A 17,984-nucleotide genomic window follows, 5' to 3' on the forward strand; every position below is an offset into this window, starting at 1 on the left:
GGTGGGCGGGCAGACACCGCCGCGCTCCACGGCCCGGTCGCGGGGGTGGCGGGCCGTTCTTCCCTGCTACCCGTGAGGTGAATGTGTCCAGGCTCCAGGCCGACCACCTGTTCAAGGTGTTCGGCAGACGCCCCGCCGACGAATCCGACGCGGTCCGCGCCCTCGTGGCGGGCGCCGACCGCGACGCGCTGCGCGAGGACGGCGTCACCGCAGCCGTCGTCGACGCGTCCTTCGTCGTCGAACCGGGTCAGATCTTCGTGGTCATGGGCCTCTCGGGTTCCGGCAAGTCGACCCTCCTGCGCATGCTCAACGGCCTGCTCGAACCGACCGCGGGCCGCGTCCTCCACGACGGCGACGACCTCACCGCGCTCTCCCCCCGCGCGCTGCGCGAGGTCCGCTCCCGCCGCATCAGCATGGTCTTCCAGCACTTCGCGCTCTTCCCGCACCGCACCGTCCTGGAGAACGCCGGCTACGGCCTGGAGGTCCAGGGCGTCCCGCGCGCCGAGCGCGAGACCCGCGCCACCGAGGCGCTCGCCCTGTGCGGCCTGGCCGGCTGGGAGCAGTCCTGGCCCGACGAGCTCTCCGGCGGCATGCAGCAGCGCGTGGGCCTGGCCCGCGCGCTCGCCACCGACGCCGACCTGCTGCTCATGGACGAGTCCTTCAGCGCCCTCGACCCGCTGATCCGCCGCGACATGCAGGACCAGCTCCTCGTGCTCCAGAAGAAGCTGAAGAAGACCATCGTGTTCATCACCCACGACCTCAACGAGGCCATGCGCCTCGGCGACCGCATCGCCGTCATGCGCGGCGGCCGGATCGTGCAGCTCGGCACCGCCGAGGACATCCTCGTCCGGCCCGCCGACGACTACGTGGCCTCCTTCATCCAGGACGTCGACCGCTCCCGGGTGCTCACCGCCTCCGCGGTCATGACCGACCCCGAGGGGCCGGTCTCCCCGGACGCCCCGGTCGCGGGCCCCGACACCCCCCTCGCCGACCTGTGCGCCCTCGCCGCCGCGGGCCCGCACCCGGTGACCGTCCGGGAACCCGGCGGCTCCGCCCTCGGAGTCGTACAGAAGGAGAAGCTGCTCGCCGTGCTCGGCGGGCTGACCGCCGAGGAGGTGACCGTCCATGCCTAGGCTTCCCCTCGGCTCCTGGGTCGACAGCTCCGTCGACTGGCTCCAGGCGCAGTTCTCCTGGCTGTTCGACGCCGTCAGCGGCGGCATCACCGGCCTGTACGACGGCATCGACGCCGTCCTGTCGGCGCCGCAGCCACTGCTGCTCGCCGGCATCCTCGCCGTCGTCGCCTGGTGGCTGCGCGGCCTCGCCGCCGGCCTGCTCGCCTTCGCCGGGTTCGCGCTCGTCGACGCCGTCCAGCTGTGGGACGAGGCGATGGCGACGCTCTCGCTGGTCCTCGTCGCCACCCTCGTCACCCTGGTGATCGCCGTCCCGCTCGGCATCTGGGCGGCCCGGTCGAAGACGGTCAGCACCGTGCTGCGGCCCGTCCTCGACTTCATGCAGACCATGCCGGCGATGGTCTACCTCATCCCCGGCATCATCTTCTTCGGCGTCGGCGTCGTCCCCGGCATCATCGCCACCATCGTCTTCGCGCTGCCGCCCGGCGTCCGCATGACCGAGCTGGGCATCCGGCAGGTCGACTCCGAACTCGTCGAGGCCGCCGAGGCGTTCGGCACCACCCCGCGCAACACCCTGCTGCGGGTGCAGCTGCCGCTCGCCGTGCCGACCATCATGGCCGGCGTCAACCAGGTCATCATGCTGGGCCTGTCCATGGTCGTCATCGCCGGCATGGTCGGCGGCGGCGGGCTCGGCGGCGCCGTCTACCGGGCCATCGGCAACGTCGACATCGGCCTCGGCTTCGAGGCCGGCGTCTCCATCGTCGTCCTCGCCATGTACCTCGACCGCATGACCGGCGCCCTGGGCCGCCAGGTCTCCCCGCTCGGCCGCCGGGCCCTCGCGAAGGCCCGCGCGGCCACCGCCAGGCGCCGCACCGCGCAGCTGTGGGCACACCGCCCGCAGCCCGTCACCGCGCTCGTCGGCATCGTCGTCCTCGCGCTCGTCGCGGGCGGCTCCGGCTTCCTCGGCGGCTCCGGCTCCACCTCGACGACGGCCTCCGGCGCGGGCGCCGGCCACGGCAAGAAGATCAGCATCGGCTACATCCCGTGGGACGAGGGCATCGCCTCCACCTACCTGTGGAAGGAGCTCCTGGAGCGCCGCGGCTACGAGGTCGAGACCAAGCAGCTGGAGGCCGGCGCGCTCTACACCGGTCTGGCCGGCGGACAGCTCGACTTCCAGACCGACGCCTGGCTGCCCGTCACCCACGCCCAGTACCTGGAGAAGTACGGGAACAAGCTGGAGGACCTCGGTTCCTGGTACGGCCCGACCTCGCTGGAGCTGTCCGTCCCCTCGTACGTGAAGGATGTGAAGTCCCTCGCCGACCTCAAGGGCAAGGGCGACCGCTTCAAGGGCCGCATCGTCGGCATCGAGCCCAGCGCCGGAATGATGGGCATCCTCAAGGACAAGGTCCTGAAGGAGTACGGCCTGGAGGGCGAGTACGAGGTCGTGGACGGCTCCACGCCCGGCATGCTCGCCGAGCTGAAGCGCGCCTACGAGCGCGAGGAACCGGTCGTCGTCACCCTCTGGTCGCCCCACTGGGCCTACTCGGCCCACGACCTGACCAAGCTCGCGGACCCGAAGGGCGTCTGGGGCGAGGGCGACGGCGTGCACACCCTGGCCCGCAAGGGCTTCAGCGAGGACAACCCCGAGGTGGGCGCCTGGCTGAAGGACTTCGAGCTCACCGAGGAGCAGCTGACCGGCCTGGAGAAGGAGATCCAGGACACCGGCAAGGGCAAGGAGCAGCAGGCCGTCCGCACCTGGCTGGACGGACAGCCCGGACTCGCGGAGCGGCTCGCCCCGCAGTGACACCGGACCTCACCCGCCGGACAGGGGTGGTCGCCGAACGTGATCGGCGGCCACCCCTTTCGGCAGCCTTTCCGTCACGACGCGAAACCCCGGCCCAAAGCTGCGTAAGGTGCAGGTAACCGGCCGGTTCGCGACGAGGCACCAGCAGAGGGAGGGAGCCGCCATGGACGAGAAGGAAGCACCCCGCGTGGGCGCGGCCGTCAAGAGGCGCCGCCGGGCCCTCCAGCTCACCCTGGCCGTCGTCGCCTCCCGCAGCGGCCTCTCCGTGCCCTTCCTCAGCCAGATCGAGAACGAGCGGGCGCGCCCCAGCCGCCGCTCCCTGGAACTGGTCGCCGAGGCCCTCCAGACCACCGCCGCCGAACTCCTCGCCGTCGCCGAGGCCGCCCGCACCGTCGACGTCGTCCGCGCCGGCGAGGGCACCGCCGCGATGCCGGATGGCGTGCGGCGCCTGGTGCGCGGCCGGCACCAGCTGCACGCCCTGGAGTTCACCGGCGAGCAGGACGCGGGCCGCGAATTCCAGCACCGCAACGACGAGTTGCTGTACGTCGCCGACGGCGCCGCCGAGGTCGAGGCCGAGGGCCGCGCCCACCGGCTGGTCCGCGGCGACTCCCTGTACCTCTCCGGCGGCGTCCGGCACCGCTGGCGGGCCACCGAACCGGGCACCCGCCTCCTCGTCGTCGCCGTCGCCGACCACGTCGAGGTCGAGGAGGAGTGACGCGGCTCAGGGGGCGGACGCCGCGGGTCGTCTCGCTGGTGCCGTCGCTCACCGAGGCGGTCGCCGTCACCGCGCCGGGGCTGCTGGTCGGCGCCACCGACTGGTGCAGCCACCCGGCCGGGCTCGGTGTCGCCCGGATCGGCGGCACCAAGAACCCCGACGTGCCCGCGGTGCTCGCGCTCCGCCCCGACCTCGTCCTCGCCAACGAGGAGGAGAACCGGGCCGTCGACCTCGACGCGCTGCGCGACGCCGGCGCCGAGGTGCTCGTCACCGAGATCCGCACCCTCGACCAGGGGTTCACCGCCCTCGGGGAGGTCCTCGCCGCCTGCGGCGCGCCCCGCCGTCCGCGCTGGCTGGCGGAGGCGGAGGAGGCGTGGGCGGCCGTGGAGCCGGTGGCGGACGGGATCACCGCCGTCGTACCGGTCTGGCGGCGGCCCTGGATGGTGCTGGGGCGGGACACCTTCGCCGGCGACCTGCTCGCCCGCCTCGGCGTCCGCAACCTGTACGCGGACCATCCCGAGCGCTATCCGCGGGTGCCGCTCGCCGAGCTGACCGGGGCCCGGCCCGCGCTGGTGGTCCTCCCGGACGAGCCGTACCGCTTCACCGCGGACGACGGCCCCGAGGCGTTCCCCGGGGCCGCGGCCGCGCTCGTCGACGGGCGGATGCTCACCTGGTACGGGCCGTCGCTGGCGCCGGCGGCGCGGGTGCTGGCGCGGGACCTGCGAGCAGCGCTCCGCTGACCAGGCCGCGCACGGTGTGGACGCCGGCCACCAGCCAGGCGACGGCGAGGAACGCGTACAGGGCGATCGCGAGCCAGCGGAAGGCGTCCAGGCCGGTGTGGCGGGCGAGTCCCTCGGCGCCGGTGACGCAGGTGCCGACCGGGAAGGTGAAGGCCCACCAGGTCATCGCGAAGCCCATGCCCGCACGCCGGGCCCGCACCACCATCGCCCCGGCCAGCGCCAGCCACAGCAGCGCGAAGCCCATGACCGGCACGCCGTAGAGGACGGCGAAGGCGGCGAAGCCGTGCGCGTACGGGTCGGGGAGCACCCCGGCGGCGGCGTCGGCGAAGGCGTTGGCGGCGGTGGTCGACTGGCCGAGCGGGCCGAGGACGAGGAAGAGCGTCGGGGTGAGCGCGAGCGGCAGCGGGCCGTCGAGGACGAGCCGGCCGAAGACCAGCGGCAGCATCACCAGGGTGGCGAGCAGGCTGATGCCGAACATCGCGTAGCAGGCGATCAGCAGGGTCTGCCGGGCCTGCCCCTCGGGCAGGTGGGGGAGGAGCAGCGGGCCGAGCGCGGCGGAGACCATCGGCGCGACGACGGGCAGCAGCCAGACGGGGGACGCCTGCTCGATCCTGTGCCGGACCACCATCAGGTACGGCACGGCGACGGCCGCGGCCAGTCCCACCACCGTGCCCGCGGTGAACAGGACGGTGTCGAGGGCGACGGCTGCGGGGAGGCCGATCCAGTCCCTGCCGAGCGTCAGGGTGCCGCCGCCGACGGCGAGCAGCGCCATCGACAGACAGCCGTAGAAGGGGGCCACGGCCGGGTCGAGGAGATGGGCGCGGGCCTGGTCGCGGTGGCGCAGCCAGTGCGCGGCCCGGGCGGTGAGCAGGGTCAGCAGCATCGCGAGGGAGAGCGCCCAGACGGCGGTGCAGACGGTACGGAGACCGGGCACGGTGACGGGGAGCGCGGCGCCCGCGGTGCCGACGACGGAGGTGCCCATCACGGAGGCGTACCAGTTGGGTCCGAGGTGACGGACCGACCGGGTCGCTCGGGCGCGGGGGGTGGTGGCGCCGAGGAGGGGGCGGGAGGGTGCGAGGCTTGCCATGACTCCACCGTCGCCGCAGGTCACCGCCCCCACCAGGGATCATGGGGCTATGACGTCATAAGCTGGCTTTATGAGCAGGGAGCGGGACGGCGGCACGGGGGCGGAGCGGGGCGGCACGGGCGGGGGAGCCTGGCGGGCCGGGAGAGCCGGGAGAGCCGGGACCACGACGGCCGCGGCGGCGATCACGGCCGCCGGCGGGGGCGGGGGAGCGGGTGGCGGCGGTACGGGGGCCGGCGGAGGTACGGGAGCGGGCGCCGCGGGTGAGGCCGTGACCGCGCACCTGTCGCACCGCGTCCCCGACCTCGGCGCCCTGGAACTGCTCCTCGCCGTCGCCCGGCACGGCAGCCTCGGGGCCGCGGCCCGGGAGGTCGGCATCACCCAGCCGGCGGCCAGCAGCCGGATCCGTTCCATGGAGCGCCAGCTCGGCGTGGCGCTCGTGGACCGCTCCCCGCGCGGTTCCCGGCTCACCGACGCGGGTGCGCTGGTCACCGACTGGGCGCGGCGGATCGTGGAGTCCGCGGAGGCGTTCGACGCGGGGGTGCAGGCGCTGCGGGGGCGCCGGGACTCGCGGCTGCGGGTGGTGGCGTCCATGACGATCGCCGAGTACCTGCTGCCGGGCTGGCTGATCGCGCTGCGCGCCGAGCGGCCGGACACCGCGGTGTCGCTCCAGGCGGGGAACTCGGCGGTGGTCGCGGAGCGGCTGCTCGCGGGGGAGGCGGACCTCGGGTTCGTGGAGGGGCTCGCGGTGCCGGACGGGCTCGACGGGACCGTCGTCGCCCACGACCGGCTCGCGGTCGTGACCGCGCCCTCCCACCCGTGGGCCCGCCGCCGCGCCCCGATCGACCCGGCCGAGCTGGCCGCGACTCCGCTGGTGCTGCGCGAGCACGGTTCGGGCACCCGGCAGGTCCTCGACGCGGCCCTCGCCGGGCACGGCGGGCTCGCCCGCCCGCTGCTCGAACTGGCCTCCACCACCGCCGTGAAGGCGGCGGCGGTCAGCGGCGCGGGCCCGGCGGTCCTCAGCGAGCTCGCGATCGCCGAGGAGCTGTCCTCGCACCGCCTGGTCGCGGTGCCGGTCGAGGGCGCGCGGCTCGCCCGCGACCTGCGGGCCGTCTGGCCGACGGGCCACCGCCCCACGGGCCCGGCCCGCGACCTCCTCTCCCTGACGAGGGCGCGGCCGGGCGGCTGAGGGCGGCGGGTGTCCTACAGCTGCGGCGCCCGGTGCGTGATGCGGCCGTCGACCGCCGTCAGCAGGACCGGGACGTCCGGGAGCTCCGTGGCCGGCGTGGTGAGCGGGTCGGCCGCGAGGACCGTCAGGTCGGCGCGGTGGCCGAGCGCGAGCCGGCCGGAGATCCGCTCCTCGCCCGCCGCGTGCGCCGCGCCCGTCGTCAGGCCGCGCAGCGCCTCCAGCGGCGTCAGCGCCTGCTCGGGGCCGTGCGGCGGCTGCGTCAGGTCCCGGCCGGGGCGGCGGTGCACGGCGCCCGCCAGCACGCCCAGCGGCGGGAACGGCGCGATCGGCCAGTCCGAGCCCAGCACCACGGTCGCCCCGGAGTCCACCAGGTCGCGGCAGCGCCAGGCGCGCCCGGCCCGCTCCTCGCCGAGCCGGCGGGACCAGTTGTCGGTGTGGTCGGCGCGGGTGAAGTCGCAGCAGTGGGTGGGCTGCATGGAGGCGATGACGCCCAGCTCCGCGAAGCGGCCGAGGGTGTCGTCCGGGACCGTCTCGATGTGCTCGACCCGGTGCCGTACGGCCGGGTCGCCGCCGCCCGCCCGCGCCTTCTCGACGGCGTCGAGGACGTGCCGGACGGCGGCGTCGCCGATGGCGTGGGTCGCTGTCGGCACCGCGGCCCGGTGCAGCGCGCCGATGATCTCCGTGTACGCCTCCGGGTCCGGCCAGAAGGCGTGGGTGGACTCGCCGTGGCAGTCGGGCTTCTCCAGCCACGCGGTGCCGTTGTCGATGGTGCCGTCCATGAAGAGCTTCACGCCGGCGACCTGCCAGAGCGCGCCGCCGCGCCCCTGGAGGGCGATCAGCTCGGCCACGCCGGGCGCGTCGGTGCCGGGCTGGCACCAGGGGGCCACCCGGAGCCGCAGCGGCAGCCGGCCGGCGGCGTCCAGTTCGGTGAAGAGGTCGAGGCTGTCGCCGTTGGCGTCCATGACGTGCCCGCCGGTCAGGCCGGCCGCCGCCATCGCGTCCAGCGCCCCGGCGAGCCGCTCCAGGCGCTCCGCGCGGGTGGGCTGCGGGGCGACGCGTTCGACCAGCTCGCAGGCGGCGTCCTCCTGGAGCAGTCCGGTGGGGCGCCCGTCGGCGTCGCACACGATCTCGGCGGACGCCTGGTCGAAGGTGCGCGGGCCGTCGACGCCGGCGAGTTCGAGGGCACGGCGCGAGGCGAGCGCGGAGTGCGCGTCGAAGAGCAGCAGGAAGGCGGGCACCCCGTCGAGGACGGTGTCGAAGGGGGCGACCCCGACCGGCTCGTCGCCGAAGACGTTCGGGTCGAGACCCCAGGCGAACAGCCAGTCGCCCCGGCCGAGGCCGCGTACCTCGCGCGCCAGGGCCTCCCGTACGCCGGCGAGGTCGGCGCAGCCGGAGAGGTCGAGGCCGCCGGTCAGCTCGGCGCCGCTCACGGGGTGGATGTGCCCGTCCACGAGACCGGGGGTGACGACGGCGCCCTTCAGGTCGACGACGGTGGTCGCCGGCCCGGCGAGCTCCCGCACCTCGCGGTCGTCGCCGAGCGCGGAGATCCGTCCGTCCGTGCCCACGGCGAGCGCGCTCGCCGCGAGGAAGGCCCCGGTGGCGGGGTCGAGCAGACGGGCGGAGTGGAGGACGAGTCGGGTGGACACGGTGGGACTCCTTGCGGTGGTGGTACGAGAAGGGTGATCACGGGACGGGCGGTGCGGGCGCGCGCCACGCCTGGACGCACGGCCACGCCTGGACGCACGGCCACGCGTGGACGCATGGCGACGCGTGGACGCACGCCGGCGCCCGGGCGCCGGCGCGTGGCGGGCGCCGAGGTCCGAGGCCGGCCCCGATGTCCGACGCGGGCGTCCACGCCCGACGGGTGTGCCACGCCGGACGGGTGTGCCACGCCGGACGGGTCCGCCACGCCGGACGGGTCCGCCACGCCCCACGCGTACGGCATGCCCGGCGCGTACGGCACGCGTGTCGCGTACGGCATGCGTGTCGCGTACGGCATGCGTGACGCGTACGCGTCGGCCGGACGTCCGCCGGCCCGAGGGCGTGCGCGCCAGGCGCTCCCGCCCGCGCGGCCGGACGGCCTCCGCCGTCAGGCTTCGGCGGTCGCCGCGTCCCCGGCGGTCGCTCCGTCCCCGGCGGTCGCCGCCGCCGCGGCCGCGGCCAGGCGCGGTACCGCCGCTTCGGCCGCCTCCGTGGGGGAGAAGGTGAGCGGCAGGATCCCCGTGGCGCCGGGGGCGTCGAGGGTTCCGTGGGGGAGGTCGAGGGCGCGTTCGGCGGTGCTGAGGGCGAGGCGGGTGACGGACGGGGGGCGGTCGGTGCGGTCGGAGTTGGCGTGGGCGCCGAGGCCGTCCAGGACGACCAGGACCTGGATGGCGGCGGCCCGGGGGTCGTCGGTGCGGAACTCGCCGCGGTCGACGCCGTCGCGGATCAGCTCCTCCAGCCGGTCGTCGGAGGCCAGCTCCATTCGGGTGACCCGGTCGCGCAGGACGGGCCGGTAGCGGCTCAGGTGCCGGGCGTTGATCCAGAGGCGGCTGATGTCGTCGTAGGCGTCGCCGGACGACAGGGCGAAGTACCGGGCCAGGTACTGCGCCGGGGTGCCGTCCGGGCGCTCGGCCGGCAGCAGCGAGTCGAGCTCGCCGAGGGCCGCGACCGAGAACGCCTCGGCCACCAGGTCCTCGGCCGAGGGGAAGTAGTGGCTGATCAGGCCGGGCCGGACGGCGAGCTCCTCGGCGACGCGCCGCAGGGTGACGCACTCCAGCCCTTCGGTCAGGGCGATCCGGGCGGCCGTCGCCACGATCTCCGCCCGCCGGGCCTCGGGTGATTTCCGAATTCGCTTGCGCTGGACGCTTGACGACATACCGGGGATGCTATTGAGTGTGCGACCAATAAGCAACCAGGTGGGCAATCACGCACCGGAGGGCCGCATGGCTTCCACGATCCCCGACCCGCGCTCCGGGACAGAGCGCGGGCCGGCACCCCTGCCGGCGGGCGACGGGCCCAGCCGCATCGAGGCCCATGGCATCGACCACATCCCCGACAGCGAACGCCACGGGCACCCCCGCGAGCTGTTCACCGTCTGGGCCGCGGCGAACGTCAACTACCTCAGCCTCGTCATCGGCGGCGCACTGGTCTTCATGGGCCTCACGCTCTGGCAGGCGATCGGCGTGATCGTCGTCGGCAACCTCTTCTGGGTCCTCAGCGGTGTCCTCGCCACCTCGGGGCCGGCCGCGGGCGCGCCCAGCGAGGTCATCACGCGCACGCTCTACGGCGTCCTCGGCAACCGCGTGAACAACGCGGTCGGCGGCTGGCTGGTCTCCGTCTGCTACTTCGCGCTCAACCTGGCCGCCGCCGCGACCGCCGCCTTCGCCCTGGTCGAGAAGACCGGCATCCCGGCGAACACCCCGGTGAAGGTCGCGGTCATCGTGGTCATCGCCGCCCTCACGCTGGCGATCAGCGTCTACGGCCACGCCCTGATCATCAAGCTGTACCTGCCGATCACCCTGGTCCTCAGCGGGGCGTTCGCCGTCGTCGCCGTGGCCGTCGTCCGGCACGCCGACTTCTCGTACGCGCCCGCCGAGCCGCTCTCCGGCGCCCCCTTGTGGGCGGTGCTGCTGGCGGGCCTCACGATGATCGCCTCGGGCCCGCTCTCGTACACCACGAGCGCCGACTTCTCCCGCTACCTGCCCCGCGAGAGCTCCCCGCGCGCGATCGTGCTGTGGAACGCGCTCGGCGCCTTCCTGCCCAGCGTCGCCGTCTGTTCGCTCGGTGCCCTCGCCGCCACCGCCGTCGACATGTCGGACCCGCAGACGGCGCTCCAGGGGATCCTGCCGGGCTGGTTCGTGCCGGTCTTCCTGCTCTCCCTGGTCCTCGGCACCATCGCCATCAACGCCCTCACCGCGTACAGCGCCGGCCTCGCCCTCCAGGCCGTGGGCCTGCGCGTCCGCCGCACGGTCAGCGTCCTCTTCGACGGGGCCGTCGCCGTCGCCCTCACCCTGTACGGGCTGCTGGTCTCCAACTTCCTGGACACCGTCAGCAACGCCCTCCAGGTGATCACGGTCCTCACCGGCCCGATGATGTGCGTCTACGCCACGGACATCCTGCTCCGCCGCAACCGCTACGACGTGGCCGCCCTCTCCGACGAGACCCCCGGCAGCCCCTTCTGGTACACCCGCGGCGTCAACCCGGCCGGCGTGACCGCCCTGCTCGGCGGAGCCGCGGCCGGCGCCCTGTGCGTCGACAGCGTCTACACGGGCCCGGTCGCCTCCGCCCTCGGCATGGACCTCTCGCTGCCCGTCGGCATGGCCGTCGCCACCCTCCTCTACGTGGTCCTCGGCCGGCGCACGGTCGCGGCCACCCTCCCCGCCGCCTGACCGCGGCCCCCGAACCGCGGGGCGGCCGGACCGCCCACCCCGGCCGCCCCGCGCCCCCGTCTCACACCCGTACGCCCGCCCCGCGCCCCCGTCTCACACCCGTACGCCCGCCGCCGCCCGGACGAGTCCCCGTACGACCCTCGGGTCCTCGCCCATCTCCGGGTGCCACTGCACCCCGAGGGCCCAGGCCGGCTCCGCCAGTTCCACCGCCTCCACCGTGCCGTCCTCCGCGTACGCCGAGGGCACGAGTCCCGCGCCAAGCCGGTCGACGGCCTGGTGGTGATAGGTCGGTACGTCGGCCGGTTCGGGGACGAGCGAGGCGTAGAGCGTCCCCGGCACCGGCGTCACCGGGTGCCGCCCCATCACCCCCTCCGCCTCCACGTGCCCGTCGAGGTGCTGCGTCAGCGTGCCGCCCAGCGCCACGTTGAGCAGCTGCATCCCCCGGCAGATGCCGAGCAGCGGGGTGCCGGAGGCGAGCGCCGCGTCGATCAGCGCCAGCTCCCAGGCGTCCCGCTCCCGCGCCGGCGGGCCGGTCCGCGGGTCGGGCTCCGCCCCGTACCGCACGGGCTCCACATCCGCCCCGCCCGCCACCACCAGGCCGTCCAGCCGGGCCAGCACCGCCGCCGCCGCGGCCGGCTCGTCCGGCGGCAGCATCACCACGAGCCCGCCGCCCTCCCGCACGTACCGCGGGTACCGCGCGGGCAGCAGCGCCGCCGGCATGTCCCAGGCCCTCCAGCGGGCCCGGTCGAGATAGGTCGTCACGCCGATGAGCGGCTCGGTCACGGGGCTGCCTCCTGGTACGTGCGGTGCGTGCGGTAGCTGCGGTGCGTGCGATGCCCGCCGTGCGCGCGGGACGCGTGGAACATGCCGCCGACTCTAGGCCGCCGCGCCCCTCAATGGACCGCGGACATACCTTTCACGCCAGGAAGCCGCGCAGCAGCGCCGCCGTCCCCGCGCAGTGCTCCCGCGTCACCTCGCGCGCCGCGTCCGCGTCCCCCTCCAGGACCGCCTCCACCAGGGCCGTGTGCTGGTGCTGGGAGTGCTCCAGGTTGCGGACGAGCAGCGGGATGCAGTCCAGCAGGTCGTTGACGGTCGCGCGGACCGCCGCGTACTGGGCCGTCAGGCTGGGCGAGCCGGAGAGTTCGGCCAGCGTGAGGTGGAGCAGCGTGTCCTGGCGGCGGTAGTCGGCCAGCGGCGCGTCGTGGGTGGCCGCCAGCGCCGCCCGCAGCCGCTCCCCGCCCGCCGCGTCCAGACCGTGCGCCGCGCACAGGCCGGCCGCGCCCACCTCCAGGACCTCCCGGAAGCGCAGCGCGTCCTCCATGTCGACCGCGGCGACGCGCCGGCGCAGCTCCGCCTCGTCGGGGTCCTGCGGCCGGGGCAGCACGAACGTGCCGCCGTACCGGCCGCGCCGGCTCTCCACCAGGCCCTGCTCCTGGAGCACCTTCAGGACCTCGCGCAGCGTCACCCGGCTGATCCCCATCCGCTCGGCCAGCTCCCGTTCGGCGGGCAGCCGTTCGCCGTCCGGGACCAGGCCCAGCCGGACCACCTGGAGGATCTGCTCCAGAGCCTCCTCGAAGCCGTTGCCGGCCCGGACCGGTCGCAGCACCGGCGTCAACCGGTCGCCGGGACCGGCCGGTTCACTCGTACGGATCACTTCTGGTCGCCCCTTCCCCTGACACTTCCCAAGCAATGGTCTCGCCCCATACCTTATGACTCCCGGCAGGCCGAACGAGGAGAGTCGTCCCGTGGCAGACCGCACACCCCCGCTGACCGTCGAGGAACTGCGCTCCCTCGTGACGGACGGCGCGATCGACACCGTCGTCCTGGCCTTCCCGGACATGCAGGGCCGGCTCCAGGGGAAGCGCTTCGCCGCCCCCTTCTTCCTCGACGAGGTCCTCGCCCACGGCACCGAGGGGTGCAACTACCTCCTCGCCGTCGACACCGAGATGAACACCGTCGACGGCTACGCGATGTCCTCCTGGGACCGCGGCTATGGCGACTTCGCCATGCGCCCCGACCTCGCCACCCTCCGCCGCGTCCCCTGGAACGAGGCCACCGCCCTGGTCACCGCCGACCTGACCTGGGCCGACGGCTCGCCCGTCGTCGCCGCGCCCCGCCAGATCCTCCGCCGGCAGCTGGACCGGCTCGCCGCCCACGGCCTCACCGCCCACGTCGGCACCGAGCTGGAGTTCATCGTCTTCAAGGACACCTACGAGCAGGCGTGGGACTCCGGATACCGGGGCCTCACACCGGCCAACCAGTACAACATCGACTACTCGATCCTCGGCGGCGGCCGCGTCGAACCCCTGCTGCGCCGCATCCGCAACGAGATGGCCGCCGCCGGCCTCACCGTCGAGTCCGCCAAGGGCGAGTGCAACCCCGGCCAGCACGAGATCGTCTTCCGCTACGACGAGGCCCTCGTCACCTGCGACCAGCACGCCGTCTACAAGACCGGCGCGAAGGAGATCGCCGCCCAGGAAGGCGTCTCGCTCACCTTCATGGCCAAGTACGACGCGCGCGAGGGCAACTCCTGCCACATCCACCTCTCCCTCCAGGACGCCGACGGCCGCAACGTGATGGCCGGCGACGACCCGCACGGCATGTCCCCGGTGATGCGGCACTTCCTCGCCGGGCAGCTCGCCTCCCTCCGCGACCTCTCCCTCCTCCTCGCCCCCAACATCAACTCCTACAAACGCTTCCAGCCCGGCTCCTTCGCCCCCACCGCCGTCGCCTGGGGCCACGACAACCGCACCTGTGCCCTCCGCGTCGTCGGCCACGGCCCCTCCACCCGCTTCGAGAACCGGGTCCCCGGCGGCGACGTCAACCCCTACCTCGCCGTCGCCGCGATGATCGCCGCCGGCCTCCACGGCATCGAGCGGGGCCTCGAACTCCCGCCGCCCTGCACCGGGAACGCCTACACCGCCGACCACGCCCACGTCCCCACCACCCTGCGCGAGGCCGCCGAACTCTGGGAGACCAGCGAGATCGCCAAGGAGGCGTTCGGGCCCGAGGTCGTCGCCCACTACCGCACCATGGCCCGCGTCGAACTCGCCGCCTTCGACGCGGCGGTCACGGACTGGGAACTGCGCCGCTCCTTCGAACGCCTCTGAACACCCCCGAGAGGACCGAGCCCTTGCTCACCGAGCTCCAGGTACTGAACCCGGCGACGGAGGACGTCGTCGCCACCGTCCCCGCGGCCGGCCCCGCCGACGTCGACGCCGCCGTCACCCGGGCCGCCGCCGCCCAGACCGGCTGGGCCGCCGCGGCCCCCGCCGACCGAGCCCGGCTGCTCCGCCGCTTCGCCTCCGTCGTCGACGATCACCGCGAGGAACTCGCCCTCCTGGAGGTCCGCGAGGCCGGCCACACGATCGGCAACGCCCGCTGGGAGGCCGGGAACGTCCGCGACCTCCTCGACTACGCGGCCGGAGGGGTCGAGCGCCTGAACGGACGCCAGATCCCCGTCCCCGGCGGCCTCGACATCACCCTCCTCGAACCCCTCGGCGTCGTCGGCGTCATCGTGCCCTGGAACTTCCCGATGCCGATCGCCGCCTGGGCCGCCGCACCCGCCCTCGCCGCCGGCAACGCCGTGATCCTCAAACCGGCCGAGACCACCCCGCTCACCGCCCTGCGCCTCGCCGAACTCGCCCTGGAGGCCGGACTCCCCGAGCACCTCCTCCAGGTCCTCCCCGGCGAGGGCCCCGTCGCCGGCGACGCCCTCGTGACCCACCCCGGCATCGCCAAGATCGTCTTCACCGGCTCCACCCGCACCGGCAAGCGGATCATGGCCGCCGCCGCCGACCAGGTGAAACGCCTCACCCTCGAACTCGGCGGCAAGAGCCCCAACATCGTCTTCGCCGACGCGGACATCGAGGCCGCCGCGGCCGCCGCCCCCATGGCCTTCCTCGACAACAGCGGCCAGGACTGCTGCGCCCGCACCCGCATCCTCGTCCAGCGGAGCGCGTACGACCGCTTCATGGAACTCCTCGCCCCGGCGATCGAGGAGACCGTCGTCGGCGACCCGCTCGACCCGCGCACCCGGATGGGGCCGCTGATCTCCCGCGCCCAGCTCGACCGGGTCCGCGGATACGTCCCCGAGGACGCCGAGGCCATCCGCGGCAAGGCCCCCGAGGGCCCCGGCTTCTGGTTCCCGCCGACCGTCCTCACCGGCGTCCCCGAGGACGCCCCCTGCGCCGTCGAGGAGATCTTCGGACCCGTCGCCGTCGTCCTCCCCTTCGAGGACGAGGCCGACGCCGTCCGGCTCGCCAACGCCACGCCGTACGGCCTGTCCGGCTCGATCTGGACCCGCGACGTCGGCCGCGCCCTGCGCGCCTCCCGCGCCGTCCGGGCCGGCAACCTCTCCGTCAACTCCCACTCCAGCGTCCGCTACTGGACCCCGTTCGGCGGCTTCCGCCAGTCCGGACTCGGCCGTGAACTCGGCCCCGACGCCCTGACCGCCTTCACCGAGACCAAGAACGTCTTCATCAGCACGGAGGGTCCCGCACTGTGAGCAACAACGCGACCAGCGAAGAGATCGTCTGCCGCCGGCTCGTCGGCCGCACCGCCGTCATCACCGGCGCCGGCAGCGGCATCGGCCTCGCCACCGCCCGCCGCCTCGCCTCCGAGGGCGCGAACGTCGTCTGCGGCGACATCGACGAGCGGGCCGGGAAGGCGGCCGCCGAGGCCGTCGGCGGCACCTTCGTCAAGGTCGACGTCACCGACCCGGAGGAGGTCGAGGCGCTCTTCCGCGTCGCCTTCGAGACCTACGGTTCCGTCGACGTCGCCTTCAACAACGCCGGCATCTCCCCGCCCGACGACGACTCCATCCTGGAGACCGGCCTGGAGGCGTGGAAGCGCGTCCAGGACGTCAACCTCACCTCCGTCTACCTGTGCTGCAAGGCCGCCCTGCCGTACATGCGGCGCCAGGGCCGGGGCTCCATCATCAACACCGCCTCGTTCGTGGCGATCATGGGCGCGGCGACCAGCCAGATCTCGTACACCGCCTCCAAGGGCGGCGTCCTCGCCATGTCCCGGGAGCTCGGCGTCCAGTTCGCCCGCGAGGGCATCCGGGTCAACGCGCTCTGCCCCGGGCCGGTCAACACCCCGCTGCTCCAGGAGCTCTTCGCCAAGGACCCGGAGCGGGCCGCCCGCCGGCTCGTCCACATCCCGGTCGGACGGTTCGCCGAGGCGGACGAGATCGCGGCGGCCGTCGCCTTCCTCGCCAGCGACGACTCCTCGTTCGTCAACGCCGCCGACTTCCTCGTCGACGGCGGCATCTCCGGCGCCTACGTGACCCCCCTCTAGGGAGTCACAGGGAGTCAGAGGAAGGTGCGGCCCTCGCCCCGGTAGGTGGGGACCGTGTCCACGACACGGTCCCCCTCCACGAGGTGCAGCGCCTCGAACCGCTCGCACAGCTCGCCGGCCTTCGCGTGCCGGAACCACACCTTGTCGCCGATCCGCAGATCGTCGGCCGGCGAGCCCAGCAGCGGGGTCTGCACCTCGCCCGGGCCCTCCTGCGGCTCGTAGCGCAGCCCCTCCGGCAGATACGGGACGGGCAGCCGGTCCCGGCCGGCCGCGCCGGACGCCGGGTAGCCGCCGCCGAGCACGGTGACGATCCCGACGCCCGGCCGCCGCACCACGGGCTGCGCGAAGAGCGCGGCCGGCCGGCCGCGGAAGGAGGAGTAGTCGTCGAAGAGCCGGGGGACGTAGAGCCCGGACCCGGCGGCGATCTCGGTGACGGCCGCCTCCGCGGCGGTGTGCTGCACGCTGCCGGTGCCGCCGCCGTTCACGAACTCCAGCTCCGGCGCCACCGCCCGTACGGCTCCGACCACGGCCGCCCGCCGCTCGGCCAGCTCCCGGCGGGCCACCGCCTGCATCGCCCGCACCGCCCGCGAGCGCAGCGGCCGGCCGGTGACCGCGTCCCCGACCCCCGCCACATGCCCCTCGTACGCCATGAGTCCCACCAGCCGGAACCCCGGACGCCGCACCACCGACCTGGCCAGCTCGGCCAGCTGCGCGGGCGTCCGCAGCGGCGACCGGCGCGCGCCGATCCGCACCCGGCCGCCCAGCAGGCGCAGCGAGGTGTCCATCTCCAGGCAGACCCGTACCTCCTCGGTGCCGCCCGCCCGGGCCGCGTCGATGAGGTCCAGCTGCGCCACGTCGTCGACCATCACGGTCACGGCGGCGGCCGGCTTCGGGTCCCGGGTCAGCTCCCCGAAGCCCGCGCGGTCGGCCGACGGATAGGCGAGCAGGACGTCCTCGAACCCGGCCCGCGCCAGCCACAGCGACTCGGCGAGCGTGAACGACATGACCCCGGCGAAGCCGTCCCGCGCCAGGACCCGGTCGAGCAGCGCCCGGCACCGCACCGACTTGCTCGCCACCCGGATCGGCTTGCCGCCCGCGCGCCGCACCAGATCGTCCGCGTTGGCGTCGAACGCCTCCAGATCGACGATCGCGAGCGGCGCGTCCAGAGCGGCGGTGGCCCGGTCGTACCGGGCCCGGTCGGCGGCACGGGGAGTCATGGCCCGAGCTTGCCAGACCGTCAGGGGGGTGGGTACCCCTGGGTTCCCGCGCGGCGGGGAACAGCCCGTAGAGTGACGGGCATTGTCGGCAGGAGCAGGGGGCGGGATGACCAGCGAACAGAACCCCCGCGCGCCCCGCGTCACCGAGACCCTCCCTCCGGCCCCCGAGACCCCCCGGCCCCCCACGAGCGCCCTCTCGACCCTCACCACCGACCTCACCCCGCCGGCCCCGGAGCCGGCCACCCCGCGGCGGCCCGCCTCCGCCCGGTCCCCCCGCCAGGACCGGGACACGCCCCCGGCCCCGCGCCCGCAGTCGGACCCGCCCCCGGCCGCCCACCCGGCCCCGGCCGCCGCCCCGCGCCCCGCGTCGGCCCCGGCTCCCCGCCCGCAGCCGGGTACGTCCCCGGCCCCGCGCCCCGCGGCCGGTATGCCCC

Annotated in this window: 15 protein-coding genes and 1 pseudogene; 10 read left to right on the forward strand and 6 right to left on the reverse strand. The window is 74.7% G+C overall.

The genetic code is table 11. The features are described 5' to 3' along the window. The first annotated feature begins 83 nt into the window (after positions 1-83). From ACFVU3_RS36535 to ACFVU3_RS36550, 4 genes are all read left to right on the forward strand, one after another. On the forward strand, positions 84-1,133 hold the full coding sequence (locus tag ACFVU3_RS36535; protein ID WP_390073088.1) for a glycine betaine/L-proline ABC transporter ATP-binding protein: 1,050 nt from the start codon (positions 84-86) through the stop codon (positions 1,131-1,133). Continuing rightward, positions 1,126-2,934: an ABC transporter permease/substrate binding protein gene (locus ACFVU3_RS36540; protein WP_390073089.1), complete on the forward strand. Its 1,809-nt coding sequence runs from the start codon at positions 1,126-1,128 to the stop codon at positions 2,932-2,934. The genes ACFVU3_RS36535 and ACFVU3_RS36540 overlap by 8 nt, the downstream gene beginning before the upstream one ends. 163 nt (positions 2,935-3,097) lie before the next feature. Then, positions 3,098-3,649 carry a helix-turn-helix domain-containing protein gene (locus ACFVU3_RS36545; RefSeq protein WP_390073090.1) on the forward strand — a complete coding sequence of 184 codons (552 nt, stop codon included), beginning with the start codon at positions 3,098-3,100 and terminating at the stop codon, positions 3,647-3,649. Further along, complete coding sequence (locus tag ACFVU3_RS36550; RefSeq protein ID WP_390073091.1) at positions 3,646-4,389, forward strand: helical backbone metal receptor; 744 nt, start codon at positions 3,646-3,648, stop codon at positions 4,387-4,389. Before ACFVU3_RS36545 ends, ACFVU3_RS36550 begins: the two co-directional genes overlap by 4 nt. Here the strand turns inward: ACFVU3_RS36550 and ACFVU3_RS36555 are convergent. Further along, positions 4,316-5,476, reverse strand: coding sequence for a TDT family transporter (locus tag ACFVU3_RS36555; RefSeq protein ID WP_390073092.1), 1,161 nt, complete (start codon positions 5,474-5,476; stop codon positions 4,316-4,318). The two genes, ACFVU3_RS36550 and ACFVU3_RS36555, sit on opposite strands and share 74 nt — an antisense overlap. A 70-nt stretch (positions 5,477-5,546) precedes the next feature. Here ACFVU3_RS36555 and ACFVU3_RS36560 point away from each other — a divergent pair, with 70 nt between their 5' ends. Continuing rightward, complete coding sequence (locus tag ACFVU3_RS36560) at positions 5,547-6,662, forward strand: LysR family transcriptional regulator (protein WP_390073093.1); 1,116 nt, start codon at positions 5,547-5,549, stop codon at positions 6,660-6,662. 14 nt (positions 6,663-6,676) lie between these two features. On the opposite strand, the gene ACFVU3_RS36565 is transcribed toward ACFVU3_RS36560, so the two are convergent. Then, complete coding sequence (locus ACFVU3_RS36565) at positions 6,677-8,308, reverse strand: amidohydrolase (RefSeq protein ID WP_390073094.1); 1,632 nt, start codon at positions 8,306-8,308, stop codon at positions 6,677-6,679. Between the two features lie 443 nt (positions 8,309-8,751). Continuing rightward, the gene (locus ACFVU3_RS36570; protein ID WP_390073095.1) at positions 8,752-9,519 is read right to left on the reverse strand and encodes a TetR/AcrR family transcriptional regulator; all 768 of its coding nucleotides are present in this window, start codon (positions 9,517-9,519) and stop codon (positions 8,752-8,754) included. Positions 9,520-9,586: 67 nt separating this feature from the next. Here ACFVU3_RS36570 and ACFVU3_RS36575 point away from each other — a divergent pair, with 67 nt between their 5' ends. Further along, positions 9,587-11,032, forward strand: coding sequence for a purine-cytosine permease family protein (locus ACFVU3_RS36575; RefSeq protein ID WP_390073096.1), 1,446 nt, complete (start codon positions 9,587-9,589; stop codon positions 11,030-11,032). A 93-nt stretch (positions 11,033-11,125) separates the two neighbouring features. Here the strand turns inward: ACFVU3_RS36575 and ACFVU3_RS36580 are convergent, their stop codons facing one another. Together ACFVU3_RS36580 and ACFVU3_RS36585 are read right to left on the reverse strand one after the other, a co-directional pair. Beyond that, entirely contained in the window at positions 11,126-11,815 is a 690-nt protein-coding gene (locus ACFVU3_RS36580; RefSeq protein WP_390073097.1) for a gamma-glutamyl-gamma-aminobutyrate hydrolase family protein, read from the reverse strand. A gap of 133 nt (positions 11,816-11,948) precedes the next feature. Beyond that, positions 11,949-12,686, reverse strand: a complete 738-nt coding sequence (locus tag ACFVU3_RS36585) for a FadR/GntR family transcriptional regulator (protein WP_390073098.1) — start codon at positions 12,684-12,686, stop codon at positions 11,949-11,951. A 91-nt stretch (positions 12,687-12,777) separates the two neighbouring features. On the opposite strand from ACFVU3_RS36585, the gene ACFVU3_RS36590 reads away from it, so the two are divergent. From ACFVU3_RS36590 to ACFVU3_RS36600, 3 genes are read left to right on the forward strand one after another with little or no spacing between them, the layout of a single operon-like run. Further along, a complete protein-coding gene (locus ACFVU3_RS36590; RefSeq protein WP_390073099.1) occupies positions 12,778-14,142 on the forward strand; it encodes a glutamine synthetase family protein in 1,365 nt (454 codons plus the stop codon). Between the two features lie 23 nt (positions 14,143-14,165). Further along, positions 14,166-15,539 (forward strand): aldehyde dehydrogenase family protein, encoded by a 1,374-nt coding sequence (locus tag ACFVU3_RS36595; RefSeq protein ID WP_390073100.1) that lies wholly within the window; start codon positions 14,166-14,168, stop codon positions 15,537-15,539. Then, complete coding sequence (locus ACFVU3_RS36600; RefSeq protein WP_390073101.1) at positions 15,536-16,333, forward strand: 3-oxoacyl-ACP reductase; 798 nt, start codon at positions 15,536-15,538, stop codon at positions 16,331-16,333. The genes ACFVU3_RS36595 and ACFVU3_RS36600 overlap by 4 nt, the downstream gene beginning before the upstream one ends. Positions 16,334-16,347: 14 nt before the next feature. Here the strand turns inward: ACFVU3_RS36600 and ACFVU3_RS36605 are convergent, their stop codons facing one another. Next, positions 16,348-17,550, reverse strand: a complete 1,203-nt coding sequence (locus ACFVU3_RS36605; protein ID WP_390073102.1) for an amino acid deaminase/aldolase — start codon at positions 17,548-17,550, stop codon at positions 16,348-16,350. Between the two features lie 106 nt (positions 17,551-17,656). On the opposite strand from ACFVU3_RS36605, the pseudogene ACFVU3_RS36610 reads away from it, so the two are divergent. Beyond that, positions 17,657-17,984, forward strand: a pseudogene (locus ACFVU3_RS36610) (hypothetical protein); the annotation flags it as partial.

Source organism: Streptomyces sp. NPDC058052 (assembly GCF_042885515.1).
In the GTDB taxonomy this organism is placed as follows: Bacteria; Actinomycetota; Actinomycetes; order Streptomycetales; family Streptomycetaceae; genus Streptomyces.